23 protein-coding genes are annotated in these 26,381 nt (G+C 51.5%); 2 read left to right on the top strand and 21 right to left on the bottom strand.

The genetic code is table 11. The annotated features are described in order from the left end of the window. Window positions 1-15: 15 nt before the first annotated feature. From bet to R7F07_RS19255, 6 genes are all read right to left on the bottom strand, one after another. Window positions 16-1,005: a phage recombination protein Bet gene (gene bet, locus R7F07_RS19280; RefSeq protein WP_001282585.1), complete on the bottom strand. Its 990-nt coding sequence runs from the start codon at window positions 1,003-1,005 to the stop codon at window positions 16-18. Between the two features lie 94 nt (window positions 1,006-1,099). Beyond that, window positions 1,100-1,630: a single-stranded DNA-binding protein gene (gene ssb, locus R7F07_RS19275; protein WP_000987165.1), complete on the bottom strand. Its 531-nt coding sequence runs from the start codon at window positions 1,628-1,630 to the stop codon at window positions 1,100-1,102. A gap of 60 nt (window positions 1,631-1,690) precedes the next feature. Next, window positions 1,691-2,599, bottom strand: a complete 909-nt coding sequence (locus R7F07_RS19270; protein WP_000739139.1) for a hypothetical protein — start codon at window positions 2,597-2,599, stop codon at window positions 1,691-1,693. 10 nt (window positions 2,600-2,609) lie between these two features. After that, window positions 2,610-3,578, bottom strand: a complete 969-nt coding sequence (locus R7F07_RS19265) for an AAA family ATPase (RefSeq protein ID WP_000085162.1) — start codon at window positions 3,576-3,578, stop codon at window positions 2,610-2,612. A 219-nt stretch (window positions 3,579-3,797) separates the two neighbouring features. Beyond that, complete coding sequence (locus R7F07_RS19260; RefSeq protein ID WP_001186917.1) at window positions 3,798-3,983, bottom strand: hypothetical protein; 186 nt, start codon at window positions 3,981-3,983, stop codon at window positions 3,798-3,800. Window positions 3,984-4,286: 303 nt separating this feature from the next. After that, window positions 4,287-4,607: a hypothetical protein gene (locus R7F07_RS19255; RefSeq protein ID WP_000547566.1), complete on the bottom strand. Its 321-nt coding sequence runs from the start codon at window positions 4,605-4,607 to the stop codon at window positions 4,287-4,289. A 293-nt stretch (window positions 4,608-4,900) separates the two neighbouring features. Between R7F07_RS19255 and R7F07_RS19250 the strand changes: the two genes are divergently transcribed. Both R7F07_RS19250 and R7F07_RS19245 read left to right on the top strand, forming a co-directional pair. Further along, entirely contained in the window at window positions 4,901-5,542 is a 642-nt protein-coding gene (locus tag R7F07_RS19250; RefSeq protein ID WP_000796664.1) for a hypothetical protein, read from the top strand. 122 nt (window positions 5,543-5,664) lie between these two features. Beyond that, on the top strand, window positions 5,665-6,525 hold the full coding sequence (locus R7F07_RS19245) for a hypothetical protein (RefSeq protein WP_000709517.1): 861 nt from the start codon (window positions 5,665-5,667) through the stop codon (window positions 6,523-6,525). A gap of 38 nt (window positions 6,526-6,563) precedes the next feature. On the opposite strand, the gene traN is transcribed toward R7F07_RS19245, so the two are convergent. The 15 genes from traN to traL all read right to left on the bottom strand — a co-directional run bounded on the left by traN (window position 6,564) and on the right by traL (window position 26,358). After that, a complete protein-coding gene (gene traN / locus R7F07_RS19240; protein WP_001256487.1) occupies window positions 6,564-9,362 on the bottom strand; it encodes a conjugal transfer mating pair stabilization protein TraN in 2,799 nt (932 codons plus the stop codon). Window positions 9,363-9,477: 115 nt separating this feature from the next. Beyond that, window positions 9,478-10,485, bottom strand: coding sequence for a TraU family protein (locus tag R7F07_RS19235; RefSeq protein WP_000983283.1), 1,008 nt, complete (start codon window positions 10,483-10,485; stop codon window positions 9,478-9,480). Beyond that, window positions 10,482-11,153, bottom strand: coding sequence for an EAL domain-containing protein (locus R7F07_RS19230; protein WP_001337754.1), 672 nt, complete (start codon window positions 11,151-11,153; stop codon window positions 10,482-10,484). Before R7F07_RS19230 ends, R7F07_RS19235 begins: the two co-directional genes overlap by 4 nt. Continuing rightward, window positions 11,150-12,415, bottom strand: coding sequence for a TrbC family F-type conjugative pilus assembly protein (locus R7F07_RS19225; RefSeq protein ID WP_000621288.1), 1,266 nt, complete (start codon window positions 12,413-12,415; stop codon window positions 11,150-11,152). The genes R7F07_RS19230 and R7F07_RS19225 overlap by 4 nt, the downstream gene beginning before the upstream one ends. Further along, entirely contained in the window at window positions 12,378-12,908 is a 531-nt protein-coding gene (locus R7F07_RS19220; protein WP_001010738.1) for a S26 family signal peptidase, read from the bottom strand. The genes R7F07_RS19225 and R7F07_RS19220 overlap by 38 nt, the downstream gene beginning before the upstream one ends. Beyond that, on the bottom strand, window positions 12,905-13,222 hold the full coding sequence (locus R7F07_RS19215; protein WP_000351984.1) for a hypothetical protein: 318 nt from the start codon (window positions 13,220-13,222) through the stop codon (window positions 12,905-12,907). Before R7F07_RS19215 ends, R7F07_RS19220 begins: the two co-directional genes overlap by 4 nt. Before the next feature lie 14 nt (window positions 13,223-13,236). Then, on the bottom strand, window positions 13,237-15,684 hold the full coding sequence (traC, locus tag R7F07_RS19210; protein ID WP_000637386.1) for a type IV secretion system protein TraC: 2,448 nt from the start codon (window positions 15,682-15,684) through the stop codon (window positions 13,237-13,239). Then, window positions 15,681-16,388: a DsbC family protein gene (locus tag R7F07_RS19205; RefSeq protein ID WP_001259347.1), complete on the bottom strand. Its 708-nt coding sequence runs from the start codon at window positions 16,386-16,388 to the stop codon at window positions 15,681-15,683. Before R7F07_RS19205 ends, traC begins: the two co-directional genes overlap by 4 nt. A 148-nt stretch (window positions 16,389-16,536) precedes the next feature. Continuing rightward, the gene (locus tag R7F07_RS19200) at window positions 16,537-22,068 is read right to left on the bottom strand and encodes an Ig-like domain-containing protein (RefSeq protein WP_000606833.1); all 5,532 of its coding nucleotides are present in this window, start codon (window positions 22,066-22,068) and stop codon (window positions 16,537-16,539) included. Between the two features lie 200 nt (window positions 22,069-22,268). Beyond that, on the bottom strand, window positions 22,269-22,586 hold the full coding sequence (gene traA, locus R7F07_RS19195) for a TraA family conjugative transfer protein (RefSeq protein ID WP_064754699.1): 318 nt from the start codon (window positions 22,584-22,586) through the stop codon (window positions 22,269-22,271). 78 nt (window positions 22,587-22,664) lie between these two features. Next, window positions 22,665-23,243, bottom strand: a complete 579-nt coding sequence (gene traV / locus R7F07_RS19190) for a type IV conjugative transfer system lipoprotein TraV (RefSeq protein ID WP_000793435.1) — start codon at window positions 23,241-23,243, stop codon at window positions 22,665-22,667. Then, window positions 23,240-24,553 (bottom strand): TraB/VirB10 family protein, encoded by a 1,314-nt coding sequence (locus tag R7F07_RS19185; RefSeq protein WP_024131605.1) that lies wholly within the window; start codon window positions 24,551-24,553, stop codon window positions 23,240-23,242. The genes traV and R7F07_RS19185 overlap by 4 nt, the downstream gene beginning before the upstream one ends. Further along, window positions 24,553-25,470, bottom strand: coding sequence for a type-F conjugative transfer system secretin TraK (locus tag R7F07_RS19180; protein WP_000794249.1), 918 nt, complete (start codon window positions 25,468-25,470; stop codon window positions 24,553-24,555). Before R7F07_RS19180 ends, R7F07_RS19185 begins: the two co-directional genes overlap by 1 nt. Continuing rightward, a complete protein-coding gene (locus R7F07_RS19175; protein ID WP_001049716.1) occupies window positions 25,454-26,080 on the bottom strand; it encodes a TraE/TraK family type IV conjugative transfer system protein in 627 nt (208 codons plus the stop codon). The genes R7F07_RS19180 and R7F07_RS19175 overlap by 17 nt, the downstream gene beginning before the upstream one ends. Beyond that, window positions 26,077-26,358, bottom strand: a complete 282-nt coding sequence (gene traL, locus R7F07_RS19170; protein WP_000805625.1) for a type IV conjugative transfer system protein TraL — start codon at window positions 26,356-26,358, stop codon at window positions 26,077-26,079. The genes R7F07_RS19175 and traL overlap by 4 nt, the downstream gene beginning before the upstream one ends. Between the last annotated feature and the right edge of the window lie 23 nt (window positions 26,359-26,381).

Here is a 26,381-nt window from a genome sequence, read left to right as displayed (position 1 = left end):
TCCCCCCCGTTGGGGTTAGTAGTAACTGCCTTCCGCGCCCTCCTCTTCTGTAACAGGGATCATGTCCTCGTCACTCAAAGGCGGCATTTCTTCGGCACCAGGTTCAGCATTTGCAGAACCACCAGCGGCGGACTCTTGCTCGTGCGCTTCCTGGTAGTCAGGTTTCGGAGGCTCCATTTGATCCATCTCCTTGTCACGAAGGAATTGAGTCGCATATTGCAGTTCCGAACCTTCATACCGTCCCTTCACATACTCATGCGCCGCAGACCATGCGTTTTCAGCAATGGCGCGATTTGCGAGTTTGGTTAGGATCGGGTCAAGCTCTTTGTGCTCAATAGCCAAAGGCTCTTGGCTTTGAACTTGAGATGGTGAAGGGAGATTGGCAATAGCCGGGTTAATGGCCGATGCCTGCTCCATTTCACGGATGCGTTCAGCTTCATCCTGGTCATAAATACCAGAGAAACCAAATGCGACACGAGAACACTGGATCAGCGACTTGTGCCGGAGTTGACGCTTGGTGTGCGTTTGCCAGGGGCCATCAACAGTGTAAGCACCATTGCGACCTTGACCCTGAAACGGTTCACGGTACACCTCATCAATGAACTCCTTGATGCGGATAGGGCGAGATCTGTCCTTACGGTAAATCACGCATTCAATCCACTCAGGGCAGTCAACTTTCGCCCCCTGCATTCTGACCATCTTGTCCGAATACACGAACTCGACGCCATCATACTGGGGATGCTCGTTGATGATGCGGCTCCAACCATCAACACCTACTACCGGAATGATCCCATTTTGCTTGTCAGGAAACGCATAGATTTCCCGAGTGAAAGGGTTCAAACCGTACTGTTCAGCCACGATCAGGAGCGTCATCATCTGCTCATCGGTCGGGGCACTTCCATCTCGCTGCTTGAATGCGGTCGCCTTCAAAGTTTCATAGAACTTTCGGGTGTCCACGCCAAACCGGCTTGCGATACGGGTTACAAGAGATTTGTTATCAGACATGGTGTTTCTCCAATTCACGAATGAACGGTTTGAGGACACCATGACCCCCTCGGGGCATGAGTGCCCCCGTGGGGTTTAGTAAGAGTTGGCGGTGTTACCCGCCAGCCAAGTGGTGCAGCCGCATGAACGGGATGTCATCATCCCAGCCATCAGGAGCGGGACCATAGCCTCCGCCCATACCACCTTGCGGTGCTGATTGCTGCACAGGAGCAGATTGCGTACCGGCTCCTGTACGTTGCCCTTTTTGGGGCGCTGCACGTTGAGAGTTGTCCTGAGGTGCATTTCCACGACCACCAAGCATCTGCATTTCAACGCAGTGTACTTCGGTGGTGTAGCGCTCGATTTGTTGGCTGTCAGTCCACTTCCGGGTGCGGTTGCTCCCTTCGAGATAGACTTGGGAGCCCTTTTTCAGGTACTCACCAGCGACTTCTGCCAAACGACCTTTAAGCACAATACGGTGCCACTCAGTATGCTCTCTTTGCTCGCCAGACTGCTTATCGCGCCACGTATCCGTTGTTGCAACGTTGAAGTTGGCAACGGCAGTTCCGCTTGGCATGTAGCGAATTTCCGGGTCAGAACCGAGATTACCGACCAGAATTACTTTGTTGACGCCTTTAGACATCATGACCTCCAAGTTATTTGGAGAGGGCCAACGCCCCTTTCGGGGAGCAAGCCCCCGTAAGGGTTAAAAAAAGTGATCCTCTTGTTCGGCGTCGATCTCTGCCAGGCGAATCAGCTCAGATACAAGGCCAAGCCTTTCTGCATCTGCTCTTACTTCGTCGTAGCTGAAACCAAACCGTTCAATGAGGGGTTTTAGTGAATCAAAACGCTCGTAGTCGAAGGTATCACCCTGTTCATCACAGAATGCCACCAGCGGCTTCTCTACGTTTGAAAAGTCATCCGCGAAACGCTGTTGCAGGTAAACCAACATCAGCAGGGGTTTGTGACCATGTTCCGGGCGGAGTTCACCAGCGCCTTCCAGCGTAGCTGGATGGATAGTGTTTTCGCCTAGTCCAGTGCTAACCCCAAGCTCATAACCGCTGTCAGTACGCATCAGCACACTGGGTAGCAAGTCATTTGAGCCTTCGCTCCGAGCAACCTCAAAGCCGATTAAACCGGCTCCTTTGGCAAAAACCCCAGCAACAAAACCTTTGAAGAGGTTTATGTCACCTGGAGGTAACTCAGAGGGCGGAGATAACAGCCAGTTGAGAGATCCCAAGCTGGCTGTTTGTCCGGCTGAAACATTCCCCCCTTCCAGCACCGTCTGTGTCTCTGCGTTTACCAGCACCTCATCCAGAAAGGTGTACCCCTGGCTGAGAAACTGTGACACATACTGGCTTTCTTTGTCCTTGTAGGACATTGGGATCGTGTCTGGGCCGTTAGCTTCAAAAGGTCCTTCGAGCTTTGTCTCAGACCAATTTTCAGCTTTCCCATCAGTGACGGTTCGGCGTAGCTCGACCATCGTGAATTGGCCTGGCTCCGAGGAGCTGGGCTCCCGGAGCAACTTGTAGCCAATGAAGACTTCTATTGTGGTTTCGTCATTGCCCCACTCTTTAGCAGTGTAACGACGGCACAAACAGTCATTTTTCTTCATGCGTCACCCCTTAGCGCCATTGGTCCCCGAACACATCCTTCGCAACACGCAGGATGGCTTCACGCTCCTCTTTGGCCGCACGGATAAGCAGAGCTTGATCCAGGGCGTATTCAAGAGCATTTGGGGCACCACGGAACGCTAGAGACAGTTTCGCCCAACGCACCAACGTCCGAGTGGACATGGTGACGCTGATCTGACCATCTTCACCGTTTTCGCCAAGAAACAGTTTGCGGACCTGATTAGCAATCCGAACCATTCCCTTCCGCACATTTTCCGGAAGTTTCGGAGTAACACGGCCAAGAATGCTGAGTTCAGCTTCCTCATCCGCATACCCTACTTTGGTGAAACGATAGCGATCCATAGCTGCGAGGTTCTGCATCATCACCCCCTGGTACAAACCAGAAGCATCACCGGACCCCGTAGAGTTACCAGTAACGACCACACGAAACATCGGGTGCGGCTTGATGATTTCCCCGCCATTCTGAGCGATCACAAGGGGACGCCCTTCAAGGACATCGTTGAGACCAGCCAGCTCGGCAGGGTCGGCCAAATCCACCTCGTTGATGAGGAGCAGATGACCTTCACGCATAGCGACTGCCAGAGGTCCATACATGAACTTCATGACAGGTGGTTGACCAGGCTTTTCCGCGACCAGAGCGTGATGTCCAATCAGATCTGTCAGCTCCATCCGCCCGTGGGCAGTGATTTGCTGAACAGGCCAGTTGAGACGACCAGCGATCTCGGTGATACCTGAGGTTTTGCCAGACCCGGTAGGGCCGGTTACGAACAATGCGTCACCGCCAGGCTCTTTGAGATAGGCCAAGACCTCTCGCAGAAACTCTTTGCGGAAAACGTAGTTGGTATCAGTGGCAGGGATGAAAGGGTTTGAACCGTCAGCGTAGCCGATGGCCGTTACCTTCTCCGGAATGCTGGGCATACCGAAAACCTTGCTTACTGAGAATTGAGAGTATTGAGACATAGGTGCGCTCCTATTGTGACAGGCGCACCACGTCCCGAACCGGGCGGATGCGCCCGGTTGGGCTAGTAAATTAACGTTAATTTGCTGTTTGTTTTTGGCGACCAGCTATCGCACTTTTCGCTCTCCGAAGAGAACAAAATCTGCTTACTGATGGTATTCACCATGAGTAAGAAGACTTTTAAGGAGCGAGGAGAGTAGCCTCTCCTGGAGGCCACTCCCTCAATGGACGAACATCACCACATCGTCGTTTTGACCAATGACCCCGGTTTCTTTGGCCCACTTCACTGCTTCACTGTGCGCCTGGTAGGAGCTGGAATACAGTTTCGGATCAAATTTCACCTCGCGTCCATCAGCCAGATAGATGATGCCTGCGTGATCGTCGTAAACATGAAGATTCTGTTGCATTCGACATTCCCCCTGTAGCTTGTCGTCAAAGCCAACTGACACCAGAAGACTTTGAGGACAAGCCACAGAGGCTTGACCAGAAAGAGAGGGGTTGCCCCCTCCCTTTGCGTTGACTATCAGCAGTAACCGAACGATTCAGCGATTCTCACGAAAGGACGAGAGATTGCCCAACCAGTAGGGATACACAAAGCGATGATAGCGATTTCCATGATGTTGCTCCTAAGCAAAAAGGGGCAACATCCCCGTCGGGGTATGGTTGCCCCGATGGGTTTGAAAGTGTCGAAGATTACTCAGCGACAGTTATTACCAAACAAGTTCCTTGCCCTTACGAAGGTAAGTCGGGATTTCGAGATAATCCCAGTCAGGTTCTTGTTTAGCGACTTCTTGAACTTGAGTTACCTCAGGTTCAACGACTGCTTTGGCTTGTTCAGCCTTGGCAGCACGTTCTTTGATGACGGCCTGTACAGACCGCATTGCAGGAACTGCGAATTTGTTCCAAAGGAACAAACCGATACGCTGGAACACTTTAGCGAGAACGATGAAGGAAAAAGCAAATGCCTTCGCGCCTACGTACAGTGCGCCCAGAGATGCAAGCAGAACTACAATGAAAGTGATGATGTGCATGGTGTTGCTCCTATGTAAAAAAACAGGGGCAACACCCGAAAACCGGGAGAAGCCCCCGGCTTGGGGTTAAGTAATGCCATACGGCATAAGACTAGATGCTGTTTGTTTTCGGAGACCAGCTATCTCACCTATAGCCGCAGAGCGACTAAGATGATTCAAATATAGCTCACCTTTGCTAAACAGAAAACGCTGTAACTGTCCATTTTGGGCACTTCGAGAGGTCAGGTTACAGATTGACCGCATTTATCCTTTCCAGTGCGTTTATCTGTACCTCAAATTTAGGAGTATCTCTAATGGCAGAAGCACAAGTAGCACTGGACACAAACAACGACCGCAGCAACCACTACTCTCGCCCTGTTTTCAAGCAAGTTCTGAAAGTAAACAGCCTCCAAGCTCAGCGCGTCATGGAACGCAGCTTTGAGCGAGTTTCCAACTCCCTGTTCTCCATCGACGTGATCCTTCGCATCATCGGTGAGCAGGACGAAATCGACCAGGTTGAAACCGTCATCCTGGAACACATTTCCAAGGTCTCCGAAGACCTGGACAAAGCTACCGCCCAGCTCAACAAGCTGATGGAAGACAACGGCATCGACATGATGCCCGGCTACACCAACCCGAATGAATACACCATCGAGATCAACTCTCCTCAGGTTGCTCAGTTTGCACACCTGATCCGCAAACTGGATACCCTGATGGGGATCGTTGACACTCTCTGGCTGAACACCGTACTGACCAGCAAGCAGCGCACCGACGCCACTTACCAATGGCAGCAACGCCTCATCAAGCTGGCCGGTCGAATCATCGGCATCGAGAAACGGGCTCGCATTTCCGCCCACAGCAAAGGCAAAGAAGGTGAAGTGGCCGAAGCCGCTCCGGAATCTGCAACCGGCGACAAGGAAATCGCAGACGAAGCCGAGAAAACAAAAGCAGCATAACCCAGCCCAAACCTTTGCCCCTCGCCCGAGGGGCTTTTTTTTGTCTTTTATGGTTGCATTTTTTGATGCTGTGATATTATCGAAGTAAATCAGATTCAACTCAGGTAAGAACGGAGAACAACATGAAAAAGGCTTTAATCACCACCGTGGCTCTGGCTGTAGCAGCTCTATCTGGCTGTGCATCCACCAGCAGTTACGAACCCACAGCGTACAAAACCAATCACAGTCGCGCTTACAACATCGCGGAGGCCGGTGGCCTGGTAACAGGCATCCAAGACGCTTCTGTTCCGCGTGACAAGCTGGAGCGTCTGACCGACACCAAAACGTTTGGGGCAGCCTACGTGCTGTCTGGCTACATGTCCCCTCAGCTCGGAATGACCGACTGGCAAGGTGGCTTGGTCAACCTTGCGAACTGGGCTATCGGCCCCAAACAGCATGGCGCTCGCAATAGCTTGATCGCTTGGATGCCTGCTAACGAAGCAGTTTCACCGGCAGACGCTCAGGCCAAATTTCTTTCACATGTGAAAGTTTCCATTGAGTCAGCGCTGACTGATTTGGGTGCCAATTTCACGCTTCTGTATGACAAAGATGGTCGCCTAACCTATCAGTTCTACAAGAATGAATGGGGTTGCCCGACGTGGGTGAACGGACAAAGTAAGGTAGCTGACATGTGTTCCGTTAAGGTGAAAATCGTGGAGCCTCGCCTAGGGTCAGCTCCTAATTTTGTCTCTGGCGTTCAAGGTACAGCGTATGCCTTCACATCAGGCCATGAGACCGCATACAACTTTGTGAATGTCGGTAATGGGGCAGCAAGCCATGCTCCTCAGCAAGCGATCTACGCAGCTATTAGCAAACAGCTACCAGCTTGGGCCTACCTCTACCTTGCTCCAAAATCGGTTGAGCTGGATAATGGCGAAAAAGTTGCTTTCCCTTACCTTCTTGATCAGGGAAAAGCAGAGTTATTTGTTTACCCAGAAGCGTAATCAATCTACATGAGAAAGGGGCCGAAAGGCCCCTTTTTTTATCCACCACCACCAGTTGGCGCGCCTGTTTGAGGGTCTATGCTGTTTGTCGCCTCTTTTCGCTTCGCGTCAATATCAATCCCTTCCAACCGCTCCAACGCCCTTTCCTGAGCATTCTTCCGCGTCCCGTCAATATTGAAGTCATTCCCTGCTCCAGTCAGCGAGTCGAGATTTATTGAGGCCGGATCAGGGAATTTACCGTTCTGCTGTAATATCCCAAGCCACTCATCCAAATTAATTTTGCTCCAATCAATTTCGGCAATTTTATCTAGTGGAATCCCTTCACACTGAGGATTTTTGGGGTCTCCAAAGTTCTGCCCCAATTGAGGGCGAACCTGTTCTTGTATAATACGAGAGAGCGGAGAATTGAAGCAGCAATACGCTTCTCTTTTTTCAATACAAGCGCCCAACACCTTAGATTTACAATAAGAGCCTACATAGGTGCAATTCTTGAGCGCTCTTTTGGCGTTCATAGTGAACTCTTCTTCCTCGCACTTATAAATCATCTGGATCATCACCATCGCAACGACATAGACGGTATATATCGTCATGGCAGTGCTAAGCCATGTTGTCGCAGTCTCCATCATTGCTTCGGCAGCTTGTTCAGATGCTGCGGCAGCCGCCTGCTCTGTTGCTGCATCTTGGCCTGCTGATTTCATGACATCCATCATCACTTCTTTGACTTGCTCTTTGAGCTGGTCAATGAGTTGATCAACAAACTGCTCTACAGGCTGGAAGAACGAATCAACAGCACCTGAAACGTTCTCTATATAACTTGTGAACGGTTTTGTGACTTCTGTCCACCCTTGAAGGGCAGGTTCCCTAAGTACCTGATAAGCACCTTTAAGCGCATTACCATCAGTCAGCCCCATCACTGCGCCATCGAGCTTTGGAACGGCCATTATTAGGTTCAGATAATCGGCAAGAGATATATTGGTTGGCTTTTCACAGCAATCAGAAACTCCCCCAACAGCTATCTTGCATTCGCCAGCTTCCCCTGCAAAAGCAGAGCAAATAACGTTTTCATCCCCGGTAGGATTGTCATCCCCATCTTGGCCTGTGCAGCTCATATCCTGCGTCATGAATTGGGCTGCATTGAGCAACGCAGTAGCGCGAGCAAAATCAGTGCTTTGTGTTTTGGTCAAATCAAGGCAGTCATCTCCCATGCAGCGTATAGGCCCACCGCACTGGTACTCAGTTTCCTTTTCCAAGGTCGGAACAGAAACATCTGTACCACAGTCATAAGTATCCTCGTGGACGTAGCACGTACCAGAACTTCCCTGAGCACCATCAACACATTTGGAACTGATGAAGCCGCACTGAGGGTTTTCTTCATATTTCTGACAGCTATCGAGATTCCCGCCCGTGTTTACCGGACAGTGCGTTTCACCTTGAGGGTCTGTCCAGCAGTCCATTTGCCCCTTATAAAAGTCATAGTCAGCTTTAACTCGAACCTTTTTGCATAGTTTTGGAATACCAGGCAAAGGTGACGGCTTGAGTTGAGATTCGCAAACTTTGATCCCATTGATGACTGTGCAGCCCGTAGCATCAGTCGGGTCATCTATACATGTGATCTCGCCTTCCGCAAAACCATCTACAACCCCTTTGGCTGAATCCATGCAGCTCTGTGGAGCCCACTCATCCTTGGTAATGGCTTTTGATGGGTCATAGCGTAGCTTTATGCGGCCAAAACCCTCACCTGCGCCAGTTACTGAAACGCGGATCTTAAACGTAACAACATCACCATCTTTCACATTCTTGAAATAGGGAGTGACATCAATATTAGGGTTTCGCTCCCAACTTGTTGACAATTCACATCGGCCAGCCGTTTCTGGAGGGAAATTGCCGTCAGGGCCGGACCATACTTTAGTTTCCTGACCTGATTTACCAACCCAAACTTGCATGTAGTCATCCCACTTGGCGTACTCAAGAGTTGCAGACACTATGGCGTCTGGATTACTGACTTGGACCCGCGTGTATTCCTCATAAATCGAACAGTTGCCACTCCAGTAGTCGTTACCAACTCGGCCAATCCACAACTCAGTACAGCCTTCTCCACAAGATTTGAGGTTATATGGACCATCATAGTGCTTCACCACAGAGGCATCGTAGTCATGGACAACCTCACAGTCCGCGCTTTGATCTACAACACGCTGACACCGTTCATACTCTGGAATGTGGGCGTTGATAGTATTCTGATTGATGGTTGTTTCGGCAGAACAATCCCCAAAGCCACCTGCGATGAGGTCCATATCCTCATAGGTCTTTTTGCTTAGATTTAGTACAGGGTCATTACTGAAATCAGGGCGTGATCGATTAGAGGCATCGAGAAGAACCTTGTATGCCGCACCAGAGATTGATGGATTAGCACTATTGGCATCACTCCACAGCGACCCTTTTGCATTATTCCCCACGCTGTCCATGTCATCGCCAGAGTCGTAAATGCCTTGCAGACCGCCCACATCAGGTTTATTGGCATCAGGGAAGTAATAACTATCAGGTTTATTGTTGGTCCCGCTCGTTCCGGGGAATAGATCATTGACATTAATCTGACTCCCCCCGTTCATTTGGAATTGACCGTCTTTCAACGTCGGCATAGAGATTGTGCCATCTTGCACAGTCCCCGAGCTCGACTTGAATGAGTTTGAGAGGTTTTGTCCGAAAGCCTGGGCCTCTTTACCCACCGCTGTGATGTCCTGGTCTTGGCTACCGTTAGCGTAGGAATGTATCGGCAGCGCAGACATGGTTACTGTCAACAGCGAGGCCACAGCTTTCATAAAGTAATTATGACTTCGCATTGTGTTCTCCATTTCAACCTTCCCATGCTATCTGAGAAGACAAGGGCCACCTGTACGTGTAGTGGCCCTTTTGGGGCATAATCTAAAATGCCCGTGCAAATTCGTTAGGGTCTGCTCAATTGTTACAGCAATCATTCCATCGCCAGATGGTGTAAATAGGGTCTTGCCCAATTGCCGGTATAGTTCGCGCCAGACCCCACGTAAGAGTGGATTCGCCAATTACGTGAGATGAGTTTGTCTCTGGAACCGGATGCAATAGCGTGAATTTGTACTGCGTTTTGGGTAGTGTTGGGCTAATAACACCTCTACACATAGCCTCAGAACCCATTGTCTTCCACGCTAACCCCCGGCGATGCAAAGCAGCCAGAACCCTTGTGCTAAGAAGACTGCTATCGCGGATAACACCTTTTCCACCATTCTGGTTGCCACTAAATGGATACAGGGTGCCCCATGAACCAGCACACCAGAAAAGCTGTTTTAAAGGTTTTCCAGCGGTTGATGAGACAGCATCAGCAGTACACGCAGCCGCCGCAATTGGGTTTGCTACTGCCGCCGCCTCTGGATTGGTAAAAAAAGCGAGCTCATCATTGTTCCAGGTCGGGTCGAGCTCCGACATGTACATGATGTCGAGATCCATATACCCATCAGCATTACAGGTCTGCTTAATAAATAAATCGAGCATCACCAACAGAGGAAACGCATAGTAGTGATAGTGCATAAAAGAACCATCACCACCATCCATGTCTCCCATGCCATGATGCCCTTGGTTAGTCCTATCAAACGGGAACCTGACACCATTCAAGACAGATGAGCAGCCAGGCACTCTCTGAAATTCAACAAGCCGTGCTGGCTCCCACATAGAAGTGGTGACTCCAGGCCGAGGGACCCCTAGATTATCCTCGCACATACACAGAGGGTTGCTTACGGCTTCACTCGGGAATGATCCGCCTCCACCACTTATAGGAACCCCTGCTACTTTGATGGGAAAAATACAGCTCCAGCAGATGTCAGTAATCAGTTTTCCGCCGATTACTTCCGCATTCTGGCACCCAGGGTCAGCCGATACCGAACGAACCCAAAAGACCGCGCTAACGGCAATGACCCGTAGAATTTTTTGCATCATGGTAAGGCCTTTACGTAATTCAAGTGTTTCTCCATGACAGCAGGCTTCCCGTGATAGAAACCTTGTTGCCATGACAGTCCAAGTAATTTGGCGCTCTCCCCCAATGGGAAGCTCTCCACCTGCTCAGCAATGAGCTGTATGCCTTTTCGGCGGCAGTGGAGGATGGCCGAGTAGTCTTCAAGCGACCGCAGTCTTCTCGCGTCAAACTTGCAATAGTGCCAGTCATAACGACTCAGGCGCTCCAGCGAAGAGTTTTTGTCTCCATAGTCATCCAGCGCCAGCTCAACCCCTATTTCGGTAAGAGCCTCCCATCTCAATGCGAGAGAGGCATCCTGAATGCCCTCGGTAATCTCGATGACAAGCCGTGATGAGTGATTCTTAGCAATGTCGCGGACAACCCTCCACCACGCTTTGAAAATGACGTCTGATTGCAAAGTATGTTCAGAGACATTCAGAAAAAGAGCTGGGTACAGATCCAAGCAATAATGAAGGTTGTCCTGAATGAACCGTGCCATCTCCATATCCACCAGCCCCCAATAAGGAGGTGATGACAGAGAGGATGGTGTAAGAACCCGGCCTTCGTCGTACCAACGAGCCAGTACCTCAGCAGCGACAAACGAACCTGTGCCGACGTCTTTAATTGGTTGGAAAGCCGGGGCAAAAATCATTCACCGCCCTCCTCAGCAAGTTCGCGGACAACAAACTTCTTGCCTCTGGCAGTAATGACGCTCGGTGTGTGCTCCAGCTCGAACCGGGTAATCAGATCTGGCGTCAGCAGATATACCGGCGCGTCAAAGTTGTCGGTGACACTCTTGTAGGAATCCCAGCCTTTGTCTTTGTCGAACTCTGTGGCGATATAGGTAATCCGTTGTACGCCAGGTTCCTGCTTAATTTCAGGCAGCTTCTTGGCGAGCAGCTCCATTTGCTTTTTGTCCAGCGGGTCGAAAACTACGACCGCTTGGGTAAATGGCCGCGTTCCAGGCTTGCAAACTTCCTTCGGATCGCACAATGGGTTGATCACGTCACCCGCGTGAGCGAACACAGTGCCATCCGGAGTGCTGATGTCACTGGTGATCATGACGCTAGGGTCAATTTCTCGTGTTCGAGATTTTGGCGCTCTGGGCAGCTCATTGAAATTCTGCTTGGTCCAGAAGCGCTCTATAGCCTGTTTCTTCTTCTCTTCCCAGTCGATATTGGCAAGGCGTTTCTTGGCAACATCAATAAGGTCTGGCTCACTGATTTTCTCCACCGGCCCCTTAACGCCGAGATCGCCTTTTTCTCCGTTATCCACTTCCCGAGCCAACCATACCGGGTCGGACAACCCGGAGACCTGGGCGACGACGTTTGGTTGTTCGCCAGGCAGCGGCTCATCCTCCAGCATCACAATCGTGGGAACGGCTGTGATGTTGTACGTTTTGAACAACGTAGGGTTGATGATGATGTTCGGCACTGGGTCTTTTTTGGCCGCGAGCGCCTGAATAGCTTTAACTCCCTGCCCCAAGTTCATTCCTTCCGGGATGCCACGGAACACAATTACAGAATCAGGCTGGCCTGACACCGCCGTTAGGACGTCATCTAACCCCTGTTCGCCAAGAGACAACGAGGCGAAAACCAGTATCCGATGGTCAGAGTAGATACCCTTTTCAGCCTGTTTCCGGTGCATCTCCTTGAGCGTTGGGTTAGTAGTTTGGAGCTGCTTGAAAAATGCCTTGGCTTCGGCCTGAGCCTCGTCCATGTGTTGGTTTTGCAACAGAGATGGCATTTCCATCTTCTGGGCCTTTTGGGCAATTTGCTTTCCTTTCTCAATAAGCGCCTTATCCTGCTCTGTGAGCGGAGACTCTTGAGCGTATGCCCCGCCAGCCACAGAGAATATCAACGCCACCAGAACGCTCTTAGAACAGGGGATATGCGCGGCCAATGATCTGATCATTTTTCACAGTCCCCCAGTAACGTGAGTCGAAGCTGAATGGGCTTTTGCCCATAAACCAGTAGTTATTCTCTTTCAGCGTGGTCTTGCCGTAAAAGTGGCTCTCTGGCAGATGTAGTTTCCCTGCGAGCTGGAGCCCCTCTCCGACGACATCACCATTGACGGTGATCTTCCACTTATCGTTGATCTCGACTTTATCCCCCGGCATACCGGTGAGGATTTTGACCATGCGAGTCCCGTCCTTGTAGAAAGGCTGCATGTTCTTGGCTTGGAAGGCGTAAACAGCTCCCCTCTCCAGAGTTTGGTCGTTCAGATCAATGAGGAAGAAGGTGTAACCCGGCAGGCACTTCTCCTGTTGTGGATCAATGCCAATACGGTAGCGGCTGGCAAAGGCCGCACCAGCAGCCCAAAGAACCAGTAGTGTCACACCGGCCTTAACCCCGAAGCGCTTCCAGGATTCCTTTTTGACGAAATACTTCTTGAGTGGAAAATTCATTTCAGCACCTCATCAGGGAGGTACACGTCACTTGGAGCACCGACGACAGCACTTGCGTCAAGGACCAAATAACCTGCGTCTTTCAACTTCAAAATTGCGTCATTGGTCTTGACCATCAGTCTTTCAACTTCCTCCTGAGAGGCACCAGCGGGATACGCCGACGCCACTTTAGCGAAGTCAACCACGACCACTGGCGGGGTTTGATTCAAACGCTGATGGATGCTTGCCGTTTGTTCGCTCATCACGTAGTAGCTACCGCCGAAGCCACCAGCGGCACCGAGAATGGCGGCGATTGCGATTGATTTAATGTCCATTACTGTCTCCCTGGTTATGCAGCCTGCTGACGGCTTCGCATCACGGCCTTGATTGCCTCAGGAATGCTCATGCCTTGTTTCACAAACTGGTCGATGGCGTTAACGTCCACCGGATCGGTCGAATAAAGCAGCTTCTGGAAGTCGCCCACTATCAAGCGTCCGACGCCCATGCCGCTCTTCGATTTGATAAAGATTTCTGAGTACACGCCCTGGATGGTGTGTACCGTCTTGAGGGTGTGGAACCCGCCCTCTGAAAGGGTCAGACGACCGCTACGTTTAACAGATTCCACGGTTTCTTCGGTTTGGCCGAGCAAGTACATGCTGGCCGAGTTCTCCGCGATGGCGCGGCCCACTGCGTTCTCATAGAGGTCGTTGATGGACTGCGTTGCAATGACAACGGAGCCACCGTACTTACGGAATTTGCGGTAGGCATGTTCCATGAAGACCGAGACCTCGCCCTCTTTGAGCAGGTCCCAGGCCTCATCCACGATGACGACTTTCTTGCGGTTACGTTCACCCAGGAATACTTCTTGCTGGATCTGGTAAATAAGCTGGAGCAGTACAACCTGACGCAAGTGCTTACGCCCTTGCAGTTCATCGAGCTCCAGTACAGTGAACTGGTTCTGGAAGCTGACGTTGTTCTTGCGAGAGAAGTATTTCCCGTAGCTACCTTTCGACGTAAAGGCGTAGAGCTGCTGACCAATATCCTTGAGGCGCTGGTCGTTTTCTTCTTCCAGACAGCGCTCAGCGATGTCGTCAACCTTCATCTCTTTACCTTTCTCTTCCCACAGGCGAGAAAGGACCTGTTTCAGCGCAGAGATTTGCCATTCATCCAGCAAGCCTTTGGCCGACGCCATTGCACAAACGAGGCTGACAATCGCGTCTTCTTCGTCCTCGTAGTTCTGTATGAGCTCGAACGGGTTGAGGCAGACGTGCGTTCCTTCTTCAAAGTGAACGAAGTCGCCATTGAGCATTTCCGACAGCTTCTGGTAGGACTTACCGGCATCAATAACCCAGACCTGAGCACCCTCGGACAAGTAGGAAAAAATCAGTTCGTTGGTAAGGAACGATTTACCCGAGCCGGATTCGGCTGCGATCACCAGGTTTTTGTTGGTATTACTGTCGTGAAGAGACAGACTCATGAGCTGGCCGTTGCGGGAAATCAGCGCTGCATGATAGGTCCCGGTCCCCTTCCATTCCCCAAACACCGGCAGGACCACAGCCGCCTGCTCGGTTGTCATGGTCTTGTAGCGGAATAGGTCTCGCACTGCATCCCGGTCTGTACAGAATGGCAGGCAGTTGAGGAACATCGGCAGAGCAACGAACTTATCCTCCATCAGCTCGAACCGAGATTCACGCCAGATGTTTCGTGCGGCCATCGCCGCCGCTTCAACACGTTCTTTGGTTGGAGCAAATAAAACCACCGAGTAGGTGATCTTGACTGGCTTAGCCCCCTCTTTCATGGACTCATAGAGAGTGTCGAAGCTCTCCTTTTTGTCCGCCAGCACCGGCACGAATTTGAGCATCGGCCCGTAGGCTTGGTTTACAGTGAACTGGCGTTTGCGCTCCAGAGTGTTTTTCGTGCTTTCTGCCTCAGGGAAAAACACATTGGTCACAACCATGTAGTTTTCTTTGATGCTGGAGTTGCCGCCGCTGAGATCCCCGGCATAGGTCAACGCATCACCAAAGTAGAAAACGTCAGGCAGCTTTTTCGCTGACATGACTTTCGCGTGGTAGTCCCCCAGCCTGATGCCGTTCTTGCTGACTTCCACATCAGTGCCGTAATCGAAGATTTGCTCGCAGATGGGCTTATCCATCTCCCAATCCACAGAGTCATGTCGCCATGAAGCATCCGGCCCCCAATTCAGGATGGTGCTCATGATCCGGATGTAGTTCACCGCCGTCATTGTGCGGGGACGCAGACCAACGGTTTGAAGCGATGATTCGACCTTCGTGCGAAGCTGTGCGAGCTGCTGGAGTTCGCTTTCAGTCGGGTTATTGTTCTTGATGGGGACTTTGCACGTAACGAACAGCTTGAGGTCTTGGATCAAGCCATTGTCGTAGATACCTTTGTTGGTCTTGGCAAATATGCGTTCTGTCGTGTGGTGCTGGAGGAAGTTAATCCGTTCCTTGATGACAGATGTCAGCAGCTCGTGACGGAAGCCATCACGCAACCCCATCATCCGGTACATCTCCTGATTGATGTCCGGGGAGCGGAACAGAACAAACTGGAGCGTAGTCTTCGACGGGAACTCCTGATTCAGGAAACCGTTCATTCGCTCCTGAACTTTTTCATCGGCACCACACAGGGGCTCACACATGAAACCAAAGCCTGCACTGTGGTCATCCATAAGGAAGACATGATCGTCTTCGTCATAGGCCAGGACAGGAATAATCCCGGCAGCTCGCAAGTGCTCCGGGATCAACGTTTCTTCGAGTTTCTTTTTGATGGTTACGATCATTCAACACTCTCCAACCATGATTTCAGGTTCTTCGGACGTCCTTTGCTGACACGACCATCCGGAGCAACCACGAACGGAACGCCCTCAATCCCAATGAAATGAGCTGTCAGCAGCGTTTGATCGTATTGGCCGGGGTCGCAGGTTTCTTTTGAAGGAAGGGAACCCAAGGTGTTGTTCATCAGCGCATCGAGCGCGTGGGTTTTGTCTTTCGCGCAGTACAAGTTCTTTGCCAAGCGGTTGGACTCAGCACCCAGAGCAGGAATCACGATAAATTTAAAGGTGTAATCATCCACCAGCGATTTGGCATCACCCATGAGCTGATGGCAAACCGCGCATCTAGGATCGACAAAGACCACCACCTCTTTGTCACCACGCCCCATCGAAACGGTGTTCAGCGTGTCCACATCCATGCCCATGCTCTTGAAGTGGATACGCTCCGCTACATCCCTCATTTGGGACATCGTGTTGAGGGGCTTCTTGCTCCACAGGTCGTAGATTTGTCCTGAAATAACAAATCGCCCGTTTTCAGAGAGGAACATGATCTGCCCATCACTTTGGACGGCTCGAACCCCTTTGATGGGTAGCTCTACGATGTCCTCTATCTTCGCCGCTCTGGGATCGGTGATTTCCAATTTCGATGACGCATGAGCCGTGCCGGTAATAATCCCGAACACCATCAGCGCCCCGAGTAATTTTGTCCGCATGTCTATCCCCTAAGATTGGATTACTGGATGCTGGGCAGTGTATCCGGGGGAGGGAAATAGACTCGCCTCTGTAATAGCCCAATTTGGACAATTCCAGCGCGATACAAAAAAAAGCCCGGTCTGAACCGGGCTTTGAGAGGAATGAACCTTAGTTCATGGTAACAGCTTCGGATTTGCCACCAGAGTCATCGACCCCAACCAGAGAGATGGTCGGCATCGTTTCATAGGTGCCCTTGCTGATAGTCACTCGATCAGAGCTGATGCTCTGCAACTCACCGGCAATGGTCCATTCGTAGGACTTCATGCGGCCATCGGTATCTTCGCAGTTCGCATAAACGATCCACGACCCAACGGTCTCTCGTGAGCTCAGGCTACATGCAGGCAACTTGTTCTCTGCCACATTGATGTTCACCTCGCCCTCAGCTTCATGCCCCATTTCTGAGGTTATTTTCAGCTTGATGCTGTGCTCACCAGCGCCCAGAGTTGCTCTGCCGTAGTAACCGCTGCTTTCCAACGGCGTACCATCTACCGAGTAGACGCGAGTCGAAATACGGTCGCGTGGGTGGCCGCCAGAAATGTACGGTCGCAACAGCACATCCAGAGGCTCACGCTCGTATTTGTTCGAGCCAGAGTATTGCAGGTCGATAGCATAGGGCTCTGCCTGGCCGATCTTGAGCGGTTGCTCGATCACGGTTTCATGGCCGCGAGCATCACGGACAGTCACCTTGATGTTGTAATCGCCCGGCTCATTGATCACAAAGGACCGGACAATATCCTGCCGCTGATCCTGAATCACTGCGCCTTCCGGCAACTCCCACTCGTAGGTCGGTTCTTCCAGCTTGCCGTTGAAGGCAATTGGCCGCACTGACGCGGTGATCGTCGCAGGAGCCACGTCAGCGTTCTTCCTGACCTGCATTCCGAAGCTCGGCCATACATACTGCCACACGCGGGAGCGTAGGCTATGCGAGGCTTCTGCACCCTGATCTCGGTATCCTTCGATCCAGGTGGTGTACTTCGTTTCTACAGTAGCCTGGTTGAGGTCAGTGTCCGAAGGCACGTACTCAGCAGTATCACCCTGCACAATTGAGCCATCAGGCAGCGTGAAGAACCCGTTCAGCTTCACGTCCATCCCACGGTAAGGCAGGCTGGTTTCGGCTTTGAACACATACTTCTTACCGGTCTCAATGACTCGCGGCCCTGTCACGTAAGGACGGGGGGCCTTCACTGCTCGGAAGTCAACTGCCGTTTTCGCAACTTCATAGGCATAGCCGTCATCAGCCGGTGCAGTGGCAGAGCGCACACGAGCCCACAGGCGGTATCGGGTTTCTTCATCGCTCGAAAGCGTGATGCTATCCCCTGTCTGCGCGTAGGTTTTGCCACCGTCAGTAGACCACTCAACAATGGCATTGCCACCGGAGATTGGCTCATCGTTCAACGTCAGGTTCGCTGTGTACTTGCCTTCACTTCCGACAAACAACGTGGTCGGGCCGATAACAGCAATATCAGGTTTGTCGTAAGCGACAACACTGACCGCTTCGGTGTACTTTTCCGCACCTGAGTTGACGTTCACCACCTTGGCCCGAACCTGGTACTCCCCCTTGTCGAAGGTCTTCACAAGCTGATACTTGTATCGATCTTCTGGGATGAACTGCTCCCAGGTTTTACCGTCGTCCTTACTGGTTTCCCACACAACCTGGCCGGTAGCCCGGAGATCCTGACGGTCGTCCAAAGATAGCTTGAACACAGCAGTGAACGGAGCTTCACCAGACAACTTGCGAGCCTCCACGCCAGCACCGATGGCACCACCACGAAGCACTGTCAAGAAGGCAGGTCTGATAGACAACTCTGTGCGGTTGTAACCCTCAACAGGGCTTTCCAGAACAGCCTCAGCAGCGATACGGACGGAGGAAGTATCCACACCAGACAGGTCTACTGAGAACTGAGCTTCACCGTTCGATGCTTCCGCATAATCAGTGAGCGCAACCGTCTCGTTGTAGGCCTTTTGCTGGATCAGGCGTACTTTCCACACCCCCATCGTGTTAGCGTCATAGTCACCATCAGGTTTGTACTGATCACGGATGAGAACCCTAACCGGCAATGCCTGGGTGTCAATCGCGGTATCACCTTTAACTTCAACGATAGGACGGATACTGTCAGAAGGTGCAGAGATAGCCCGGTAGACAACCTCAGTCTTCACATCAGGCACCTTGTTGTAGGCCGCGTTCACCTTGTAGGTGGTCTCCTCCCACAACGCTCGCTCATCGGTATTGATGCGGCGATACACCTTATTGGTGGCACCCCATCCCGGAGTGAAGGTCTCAGACTCAAGAACATCAGAGTTGCGCGATATGGCAATATCCAGATCAGCTCGTTCAGAGTTGATAATGGCATCACCCAGGTAGTTACCTGTCATCGGCACCAAGTAGATGTTGTCTTTGAAGTTGTAGTCGGAGGCTAGTTCAACGGTCGGAGCTGGTGGGTCAACCGCTTCGACATTGAAAGTCTCGTCGTTCAACGTCACCCGAGTGCCGTTACGGGTGAAAATACTTACCCGCCACCCCAGAGGGTGATCACCGTTCTCGGCCAGGGAACCTGACAACGAAGGAGATTCCGATAACGGGTCTTGGACCAGTCCATCGGGGATCTGCTGCCACTCGAACAGACAGGTGCGGCTTGCACTGCCAACAGCTTTGTTCGCGGCCTCGTTTTTCGCACGGTCAGCACTGAGAGTGATTGAACAATCAGGACCTTTGCTCTGCTTGAAGTTCACATCAAAGTCTTCAATGACGCGATTCACCTGAGCAATGTCATCAATCGGGGTGTAACCAACAGAGCCATAGGCAGTAGTTACCGTCAGGTTCTGAGAGCCAGACCCAACTTTTACCTTGGAACCGTCACCACTGAACAGGTACAGGCTGTATTCGACAGGTTGTTCACCAATGCTCACAGCCTGCCCCACCAGCCCGGCAACTTTCATCCCGTTGTTGTCCTGCGTAGTTTGTTCAGCCTCATCCGGAGTTCTGTCCCATTGGAGCAAACACACCGGGTCACGAATTGGGTCTGCGGCCATAGCCACATCCTCTTTCGTGGTGAACCGGCAAGGCACACCCGACTCTGGCAGGGCATAGATTTTCACCGGGTCAATAACCTGGCGAATTGTCCATGATTCAGCCGAGAGCTTGGCCGTCCCTTTCCAGGTATTGATGTCCACAACCAAGATGGGTGAGTTCGGCGCGGAGGTCATGACAAGAAGACTGGAAGAGCCGACCACATCAGGAACAGCCGGTTTAACCGGAATGCTCAAACGACCACCTGACGCACCGAAATCATGTTGGCTCATGATCCCCATTGTCTGGCCCGGCTCGATACGCACCCCATTCACCACCAGCGGCACTTTCGCATCAGAACGGAGGGTCGCAAACACGTCGTATGAACCTGTCACGACAGCACCATCACTGAGCGTCAGCGGCTTGGTCTCGATGATCCGCTTGCCATCTGCATGAACAAATTCATGAGTGACAGCGGGGACCATAACCTTGCCATCCATCCCATCCGCCAGCATCACCTGACGCGGTTTGTACTCGAAGCCAACCGCCTTTTGAACCGCGTTGCCTTGTGCGTCCTCACCGGAAACAGTCAGCGTGTAAGATTCCCCTTCCTTCAAAGACGGGAACATTACCGGGTACTCAAGGCGGAATCGACCTTTCGACTCCTCACGCCAAGACAACTGCACCTTGTCATCGGCTGGGCCTCCGACGAGGGCAATAGAGGTCAGCTTAGGACTCGGGTCGGCAGTATCAGTCAAGGTGATTACAACATCATCCAAAGACTGGATTGGTGCTCCATCACTGATCGATACGGTTAGTGTCGGCGCTGAATTATCTATGCTCATAGCATATTGGGAGCCAGTGAATACCTGCTTAACCTCATTACCGAAAGCATCTTTAGCTACGAGAGATATGCCGGTATATGTGCCCTCTGACAGATTCTCAGCAGAAAATGTGAAAAACCAATCATTTGTGCTACTACGAAGAACTTCAGTACGAGACAACGGACGTTCTTCGCCAGTCGAGGTTATCGCAGACGCACTTGAGTTGTTAGAAATAACCCACTGGTTAACACCCCAACCGTCAAATGAATCAGGCTCACGGAAATGAGCTTTAAAAATCCGCCCATTTCGTTCTAACCCAGCAATTTCAGGAGGGTTAAGGTCATAGCAGAACGTTGCCCCAATCCGATCAGACGGAAGTTCAGGCTTCCCTTCCGGTCGAGACCAATATCCAGGCCATGAACATGAGCGCCCACTGAACGATATATCCGTATCCACTTCTGCATAAGAAGCATTTGCCGGAATTTTAGTAGTAGGCAACCAAGATCCCCATAACTCCTGAGCGTAAGGTCTCGGCTCAACATGAAATCTCAGTTTTTTATAATGGTTAACTGAGCTCATATTAATGGTTTCACCGCGGACCCACTGACCATCATCCCTAAGATATTCAACATACTTACCGATGGGAGCCAAGCTAACCGATGGATCAGCTTTCACACTGACGGATGTATTACCAAGAGAGTTCATAACCCAGTCGTAAATAATAAACGACTTAGTTTTTGTCCCATGTTGCTGGAATACATCAGCTTGCGTCTGCCGATAATCATATGTACCGTCTTCGGCAATGATATTGCCTTCAATACAGTTTTTATAATCACACCAGTTACCGCTTTGAGCACCGTAAGGTGAAGAAGGATAGGAGTTTGTTTTGGGTATCCGGTAGAGCACCCTGTAGGTATCGGAATAAATGGTCATTCCGTTCTGATAAGGCGCAAAACCTGATAGGGCCTGACCATTAACCTTAAAAGTTGAGGCCTGCGGGTTCTTAGGGTCATACACTGCTACTGGCTCAGGATTCTCTCCAGACTTTGCACCTACTGAATCCCAAGCAATAGGATAGGCTATTGACCCTTTGTTCCCTGCTTTATCCAGGGCCTCGAAATGAAGCGTATATAGATCCTCCCCATTAGGGAACACAGTGCTCCAGTTCAACAACTGGCCTTGGCCGTTGGCGTAATTAACCGAGACAACAGGACTCCTCTTGCCTTTGCTATCTACAGCATACGCCTGTATAGAGGAAACCGAAGAACCGGCATCAGATGCAGACACATCTATACCTGAAAATCGGTTAGGACCTCGCAGTAGCGTTCCATCAGAAAGCGCCCGGTTCCATTCCCCTTTTACTGTCACGTTTGCCAAACTTGGCGCTGTCGTATCGACTTGAAGCGGGTATTCATCAGTCTGAACGGAACTTCCGTCTGACGCCAGTATTTCGGCCCTTAGTTTGTAGACTCCCTCGGAAGGAGCCGGTAGTTGAAGTTCCGCACCATAGTAGGATTTTCCACCCACTGTGATGCGATCAGTAGCCCCAAGAAGGTGGCTGGTCGCTGTCGAAACCACTGTTCCATCCGACCGAATCACCGAAATCTTTACCTTTCGGTCGATACCGGCACTCAAGGCAAACGAGATATTGCCCGTTGGGTTGGCATAGTTGGCATTCGGAGTCAGAGACCGTTGCGTACCATCTGGAGCCTTAAAGGTGTATTCCAGCAGCTCTGCATGAGCAGCACCAGCGGTAAGAACCGCCAGAGCCCCAAGCATCGCCGGAATTTTAGGCTTGAAATTGATCATCGCATTCTCCATTCGTTTTGAGTTACAAGAACCCAATGCTGGAGGTTACGGGAGGGAGTGCATAAACATGGGCTGTGGAAGTGCCCTTTTTGAGCAAATAAGGAAATAGTTGGAATTTGTTATGACTGGACTTTTTGCCAAAAAATAAGGGCAGCTTTTAGGCTGCCCCTATCACCCGTTGATTAACGGCAAGGTGTCTTTTACACCCCCAGGCCATTGCTGAGTTGCACAACAGCCGGGATGACCTTCTCTGCATGTTCCAGAGTAGCAGACATGATGGATTCCACTACGGTCGGGGAGTTGTACAGGCCCATACCGCCACCGATACCCATAGCGAAAGCCATGAGGCTCTGGCGAGCGATACCACCAACAACACCGACCAGGATCATCGCACCCGCAACGATTCGACCCAAAGTACCTTGGGTCCAATCCTTGAGAGTTACCCATACGTCGTCAAACGCTGTACCACCAGTACCAGCGTGGGCCTGATCCGGCACGAGCAGGAAGGCTACCACCATCAACCCCAGGAAGAGGAAGAGTGCGTTGTTTTTACTTGAGGCATTCGCCAACTGATTTGCGTTCATCAAGAACATCTCCTATTTGGTTGTTTCAGACTTCGGTTCGTGTTGTACCGTTTGCAGCGGTCTCAAAACTGGCTCACTTTGCGGTGTGCCATCCCCAATCACCCACCTGCGCGGTTCGATTTCGGTATAGACATACCCTGTCACGATGAGATCACCATTGGTGTCCTCCCAGGGAGCTACCCAAATCCGCATAACCTGTGCTGGTGTACGAATTGGAATCGGGCGATCCGGAAGACGCGGTGCGACATAGTTGTCAATCACCGGGTCTCCGGAGCTAGATGAGTTCGCTGAAACGTTTGAGGAACCTTCGCCATCCGCTTCCGCTTTGGCCTCGACTTCCTCTGGTTTCATTGGGCGCGGGACATTTCCGTCATTGGTTGCGGCGTAAACGTCTCGCGCTGACATACACTGAACACCATTCGGCATTCCCGGACAGCTATACTCATCCTTGCCGATGTTGAACGTCGAACAGCCCGACAAAATAAGTAGCGCTGCACCCACCCCCAACATCTTTGCGGATCTTACTGCCTGTTCCTTTTGAGCCTCGCCTCTGGAACTGCCCTTTCTGGTCAAAATGTTCAAATTTTTCATTTCTTGGTTCCCCCGGTGGAACGAATTTGTAGCTTGGTTCCTTTGGTCACGATGATGTCTACCTGACGGCCAGCATCGACCTCGATAACGGGGAAGATGCCTTCGGCCATGTCGATATAGAACTGAGCGATGCGATCTAGCGCCTTACTGGCCCCCTTCACTGCTGCTCCCTGCAACATCTGGTCGGAGAACACAGACTGGTACTGGGTATTTGAGCCAGGGTTAGTGCTGACGACCGGCACAGGATTGACGTCAAAGGCTTCGGAAACGCCACCAAGGAAGCCTGCCATCAAGCTCTTGGCGATGATTTGCCCCTGCTTCGATACGACGCGACCACGGACACCGGCCTTACCGTCTTCACCCACTGCATAGGAATCCAGCTTCGCTTCTATGACCCCCCCATCATCCCGAACGCACGAGAAGGTCTCGCCACGCAGGTACGCTCGCTCTGAACTGAGATCTCCATAGCCTGAAACAATCAGGAAGCACTCACGAACATCCGCACGGAAGCGGTTAGGCAAAATAGCCTCTTTCTGAATCCTGAGGGTCGAAGGGAACGGATCTCGACGAGCACCTTGAGATGTTGGTGCGTCCATACCGTTGATGAGCACCCCTGTCAGGATGGAGCCAGAAGGTAGGTAGATAGACTCATCATCCTTGTTGTCCTTCTCTTCAACTTCTGGCGCTTTCTGCGAGTAGCTCACTATTTGGATGCCTGGTTTAGTTGCATCACGACCGTCTCCCTTGCCAGTTGCAGGAGCCCCACCCTTCGAGTCAGGAAGCGGTGCGTCCCGAAAAAAGGATGCTGGATCTTTGTAGTCGAGCTTTTTCTCCATGAACTGACCATCACCACCAGATGCACCATTAACATCGGCTCTGGCATCCTCTGATGAAGAGGATGTTTTTCCACCAGCAGCGCCGGTTTCGACTTTCTTAGCCAATTCCATGTTCTTCTGGGTCAGGCGGTCCAAATCTTGACGAAGGCGGGTCATCTCACGGCCAACATCACTGGATTTCCCGGCAGTGGTTTTGGTTTCCTCCAGCTCTTTCTTGACTCGTTCCAGCTCCTTTTTCAGGTCGGAGTTTTCACGAGACACCATCTTCACATCGGCAGACAACGAATCTATCCCGATCTCACGGGTGTTTTTGTCTGTGAGAACGTGCTTGATGGTTTCTTGGCGACCGCGCTTCTCTTCTTTCTTGGGTTCACCAGAGAACATTGTCACGACCGCAAAAAGAACGAAGACGCCGCCAGCGATAGACACCCAACGCTTCTTGTTGGGGTCTAACTGTGTCCAAAATCGCTTAATCATTGGGCACCTCCCAGCAGCGATGGACGCTTAGACGTTGGTGCGAGACCACGCTTCTGCTTCTTCGCCACATAGATCTCCGTCTTCTGGCCGGGCTCAAGCACGTTAAGCGGCCACGTAGTCACCGCAGCCACATCCCAGCTCCCACACAACGCCTCTTTGAACTCAATAGGCTGATCAGAGACGTTCAGGGCGACACCGATGAACACGTTAAGGTGGTGGCCCATCATGTATTGCCCCTTGCTAAAATCCACCTTTACCCCAGGATGAGCGCAGCTCGGCACCGCAGCACCAGCAGGGATGCGGTTCAACGTGTAACCTTGAGGGACTTCACCAAGAGCAATCTTTCGGAATACTGACCGGATGGTTTCGACATAAGGCTGGCTCTGTTCCCAGGTCTCAGCCTTGGTATTGGCAAAAGCACCAGTGATACCTACACCACCATCGAGCTTGAGAAAGACTTCTCTGGGCGGAATACGACGGGGAACCATCGTCAGGCTGAGAGCTTGGGCTTCCGAGCCTTTTTCAGTAATGAACATAGTCACCGGATACTGCTTATCCGTGGCGACATAGACCACATTCTCTTTGATGCAGACCTCACCACACTGGCCGTTATCCGTCGCCCCGGTCAGAGATGTTGAAACGATCTCAGGATTGCTGAAAGGCGTGACGATTCGGTTCGGATGACCAACGGCTATCGGGATGATCTGGTTAACCCCCGGCTTCATCGTCAGTAAGGGGTTTTCATTCATGCTGCCCACAACCTCATGGGAGCTTTGTCCTGACGTCACAGGGGCAGGAACATCCTTTTTCATAACACTGGCCGGGACAACAGGAATGTCATCCGAGGCATAGGCCATTGAAGTTCCAAGCGCCAAGGACAGCGCCAGGAGCGAAAGTTTAGCGTTGTTCTTCATGCTTTCTCCGGTTTTCTTCTTTGCGCTGGAGTTGCTCCAAAACAGTTTTGGTGCGTGGCTTTCCTACATAGGTGTCGATGTAGTCCAGCACGGGCGCGTAGTTTGAAATCTTGATGGCGAACTCGTAGGAGCGTTCGCTACGCTCTTCGTTAGAAGAAGCCCCTTTGACGTAGGAATATCCGTAGACAAACACCTTGTCGCTCTTGGGCTCGTACTCAACAAAACGCGGCTCAAACCGCATGGTTACGCGGTCGTTCTTGATCTGTTGAGCTTGAATTTCGATGGCATCAATCACGTCCTGATAGATGCTCGGGGAGAGAAGCGGGGTGATCCGTTCTTTCACAAAGTCAACGGTTCCTGGCGTCACATTGCCAAGGAGCTGAGCAAAAGCGAAACCCCAAGCCTCTTTATAGGACTGAGAGGCGTTATTTTTCGTCACCCAGGCTTCTTCCGTGAGCGTGAAAGGCTGGATAGTGACGATGGTTTCCTTGCTGAATACTTGGACCACCAGCAGGAAAACGATAGCAATAAGACCACCCTGGAAGATTCGTCCCCACTTATTTTCTGTTTGGGTCCCTTCCCAGGTCTTGAGATACTTTTTCAGGTTCAAGGCAAATACCTCCGGACAAACGGATTCTTGAGAGATTTGGCCTTGGTCATGATGAACCCGGCCCAGTAGATCATGTGGAGCAGGTATCCATCCGGATGGTTATCCCTGAATCGGCGATAAAGGTTGGTTACAAGTAACCCCCCCAGAAAGCAGATCAGGGCCTTACCGATGATGACCCCTATCGTTAGCCCCAAAAGCATCGGGGCCAACTCATCTGCGCTCCACAACAGCAGATGCGGGGGCTCATCGACCCGGCGCGGTATCTTTACAGGCTTCATAGCAACCCTCTTCTTTTCCTAGT

This window comes from Vibrio sp. YT-16 (genome assembly GCF_033337405.1).
Classification (GTDB): Bacteria; Pseudomonadota; Gammaproteobacteria; order Enterobacterales; family Vibrionaceae; genus Vibrio; species Vibrio alginolyticus.
Note: the sequence above shows the minus strand (reverse complement) of the source record. Positions and strands in the feature narration are given on the sequence as shown.

What these genes read in the sequence shown, in the direction of transcription:
- R7F07_RS19260 (WP_001186917.1), bottom strand. Translation starts at nt 3,983, where the DNA reads ATGCAACAGAATCTTCATGTTTACGACGATCACGCAGGCATCATCTAT.
- traA (WP_064754699.1), bottom strand. Translation starts at nt 22,586, where the DNA reads ATGGTGGTAGCCTTCCTGCTCGTGCCGGATCAGGCCCACGCTGGTACT.
- R7F07_RS19270 (WP_000739139.1), bottom strand. Translation starts at nt 2,599, where the DNA reads ATGAAGAAAAATGACTGTTTGTGCCGTCGTTACACTGCTAAAGAGTGG.
- traL (WP_000805625.1), bottom strand. Translation starts at nt 26,358, where the DNA reads ATGAAGCCTGTAAAGATACCGCGCCGGGTCGATGAGCCCCCGCATCTG.
- bet (WP_001282585.1), bottom strand. Translation starts at nt 1,005, where the DNA reads ATGTCTGATAACAAATCTCTTGTAACCCGTATCGCAAGCCGGTTTGGC.
- traV (WP_000793435.1), bottom strand. Translation starts at nt 23,243, where the DNA reads ATGAAAAATTTGAACATTTTGACCAGAAAGGGCAGTTCCAGAGGCGAG.
- R7F07_RS19250 (WP_000796664.1), top strand. Translation starts at nt 4,901, where the DNA reads ATGGCAGAAGCACAAGTAGCACTGGACACAAACAACGACCGCAGCAAC.
- R7F07_RS19255 (WP_000547566.1), bottom strand. Translation starts at nt 4,607, where the DNA reads ATGCACATCATCACTTTCATTGTAGTTCTGCTTGCATCTCTGGGCGCA.
- R7F07_RS19220 (WP_001010738.1), bottom strand. Translation starts at nt 12,908, where the DNA reads ATGAATTTTCCACTCAAGAAGTATTTCGTCAAAAAGGAATCCTGGAAG.
- R7F07_RS19235 (WP_000983283.1), bottom strand. Translation starts at nt 10,485, where the DNA reads ATGATGCAAAAAATTCTACGGGTCATTGCCGTTAGCGCGGTCTTTTGG.
- R7F07_RS19215 (WP_000351984.1), bottom strand. Translation starts at nt 13,222, where the DNA reads ATGGACATTAAATCAATCGCAATCGCCGCCATTCTCGGTGCCGCTGGT.
- R7F07_RS19245 (WP_000709517.1), top strand. Translation starts at nt 5,665, where the DNA reads ATGAAAAAGGCTTTAATCACCACCGTGGCTCTGGCTGTAGCAGCTCTA.
- R7F07_RS19265 (WP_000085162.1), bottom strand. Translation starts at nt 3,578, where the DNA reads ATGTCTCAATACTCTCAATTCTCAGTAAGCAAGGTTTTCGGTATGCCC.
- R7F07_RS19200 (WP_000606833.1), bottom strand. Translation starts at nt 22,068, where the DNA reads ATGATCAATTTCAAGCCTAAAATTCCGGCGATGCTTGGGGCTCTGGCG.
- R7F07_RS19205 (WP_001259347.1), bottom strand. Translation starts at nt 16,388, where the DNA reads ATGCGGACAAAATTACTCGGGGCGCTGATGGTGTTCGGGATTATTACC.
- R7F07_RS19180 (WP_000794249.1), bottom strand. Translation starts at nt 25,470, where the DNA reads ATGAAGAACAACGCTAAACTTTCGCTCCTGGCGCTGTCCTTGGCGCTT.
- ssb (WP_000987165.1), bottom strand. Translation starts at nt 1,630, where the DNA reads ATGATGTCTAAAGGCGTCAACAAAGTAATTCTGGTCGGTAATCTCGGT.
- R7F07_RS19230 (WP_001337754.1), bottom strand. Translation starts at nt 11,153, where the DNA reads ATGATTTTTGCCCCGGCTTTCCAACCAATTAAAGACGTCGGCACAGGT.
- traC (WP_000637386.1), bottom strand. Translation starts at nt 15,684, where the DNA reads ATGATCGTAACCATCAAAAAGAAACTCGAAGAAACGTTGATCCCGGAG.
- traN (WP_001256487.1), bottom strand. Translation starts at nt 9,362, where the DNA reads ATGCGAAGTCATAATTACTTTATGAAAGCTGTGGCCTCGCTGTTGACA.
- R7F07_RS19225 (WP_000621288.1), bottom strand. Translation starts at nt 12,415, where the DNA reads ATGATCAGATCATTGGCCGCGCATATCCCCTGTTCTAAGAGCGTTCTG.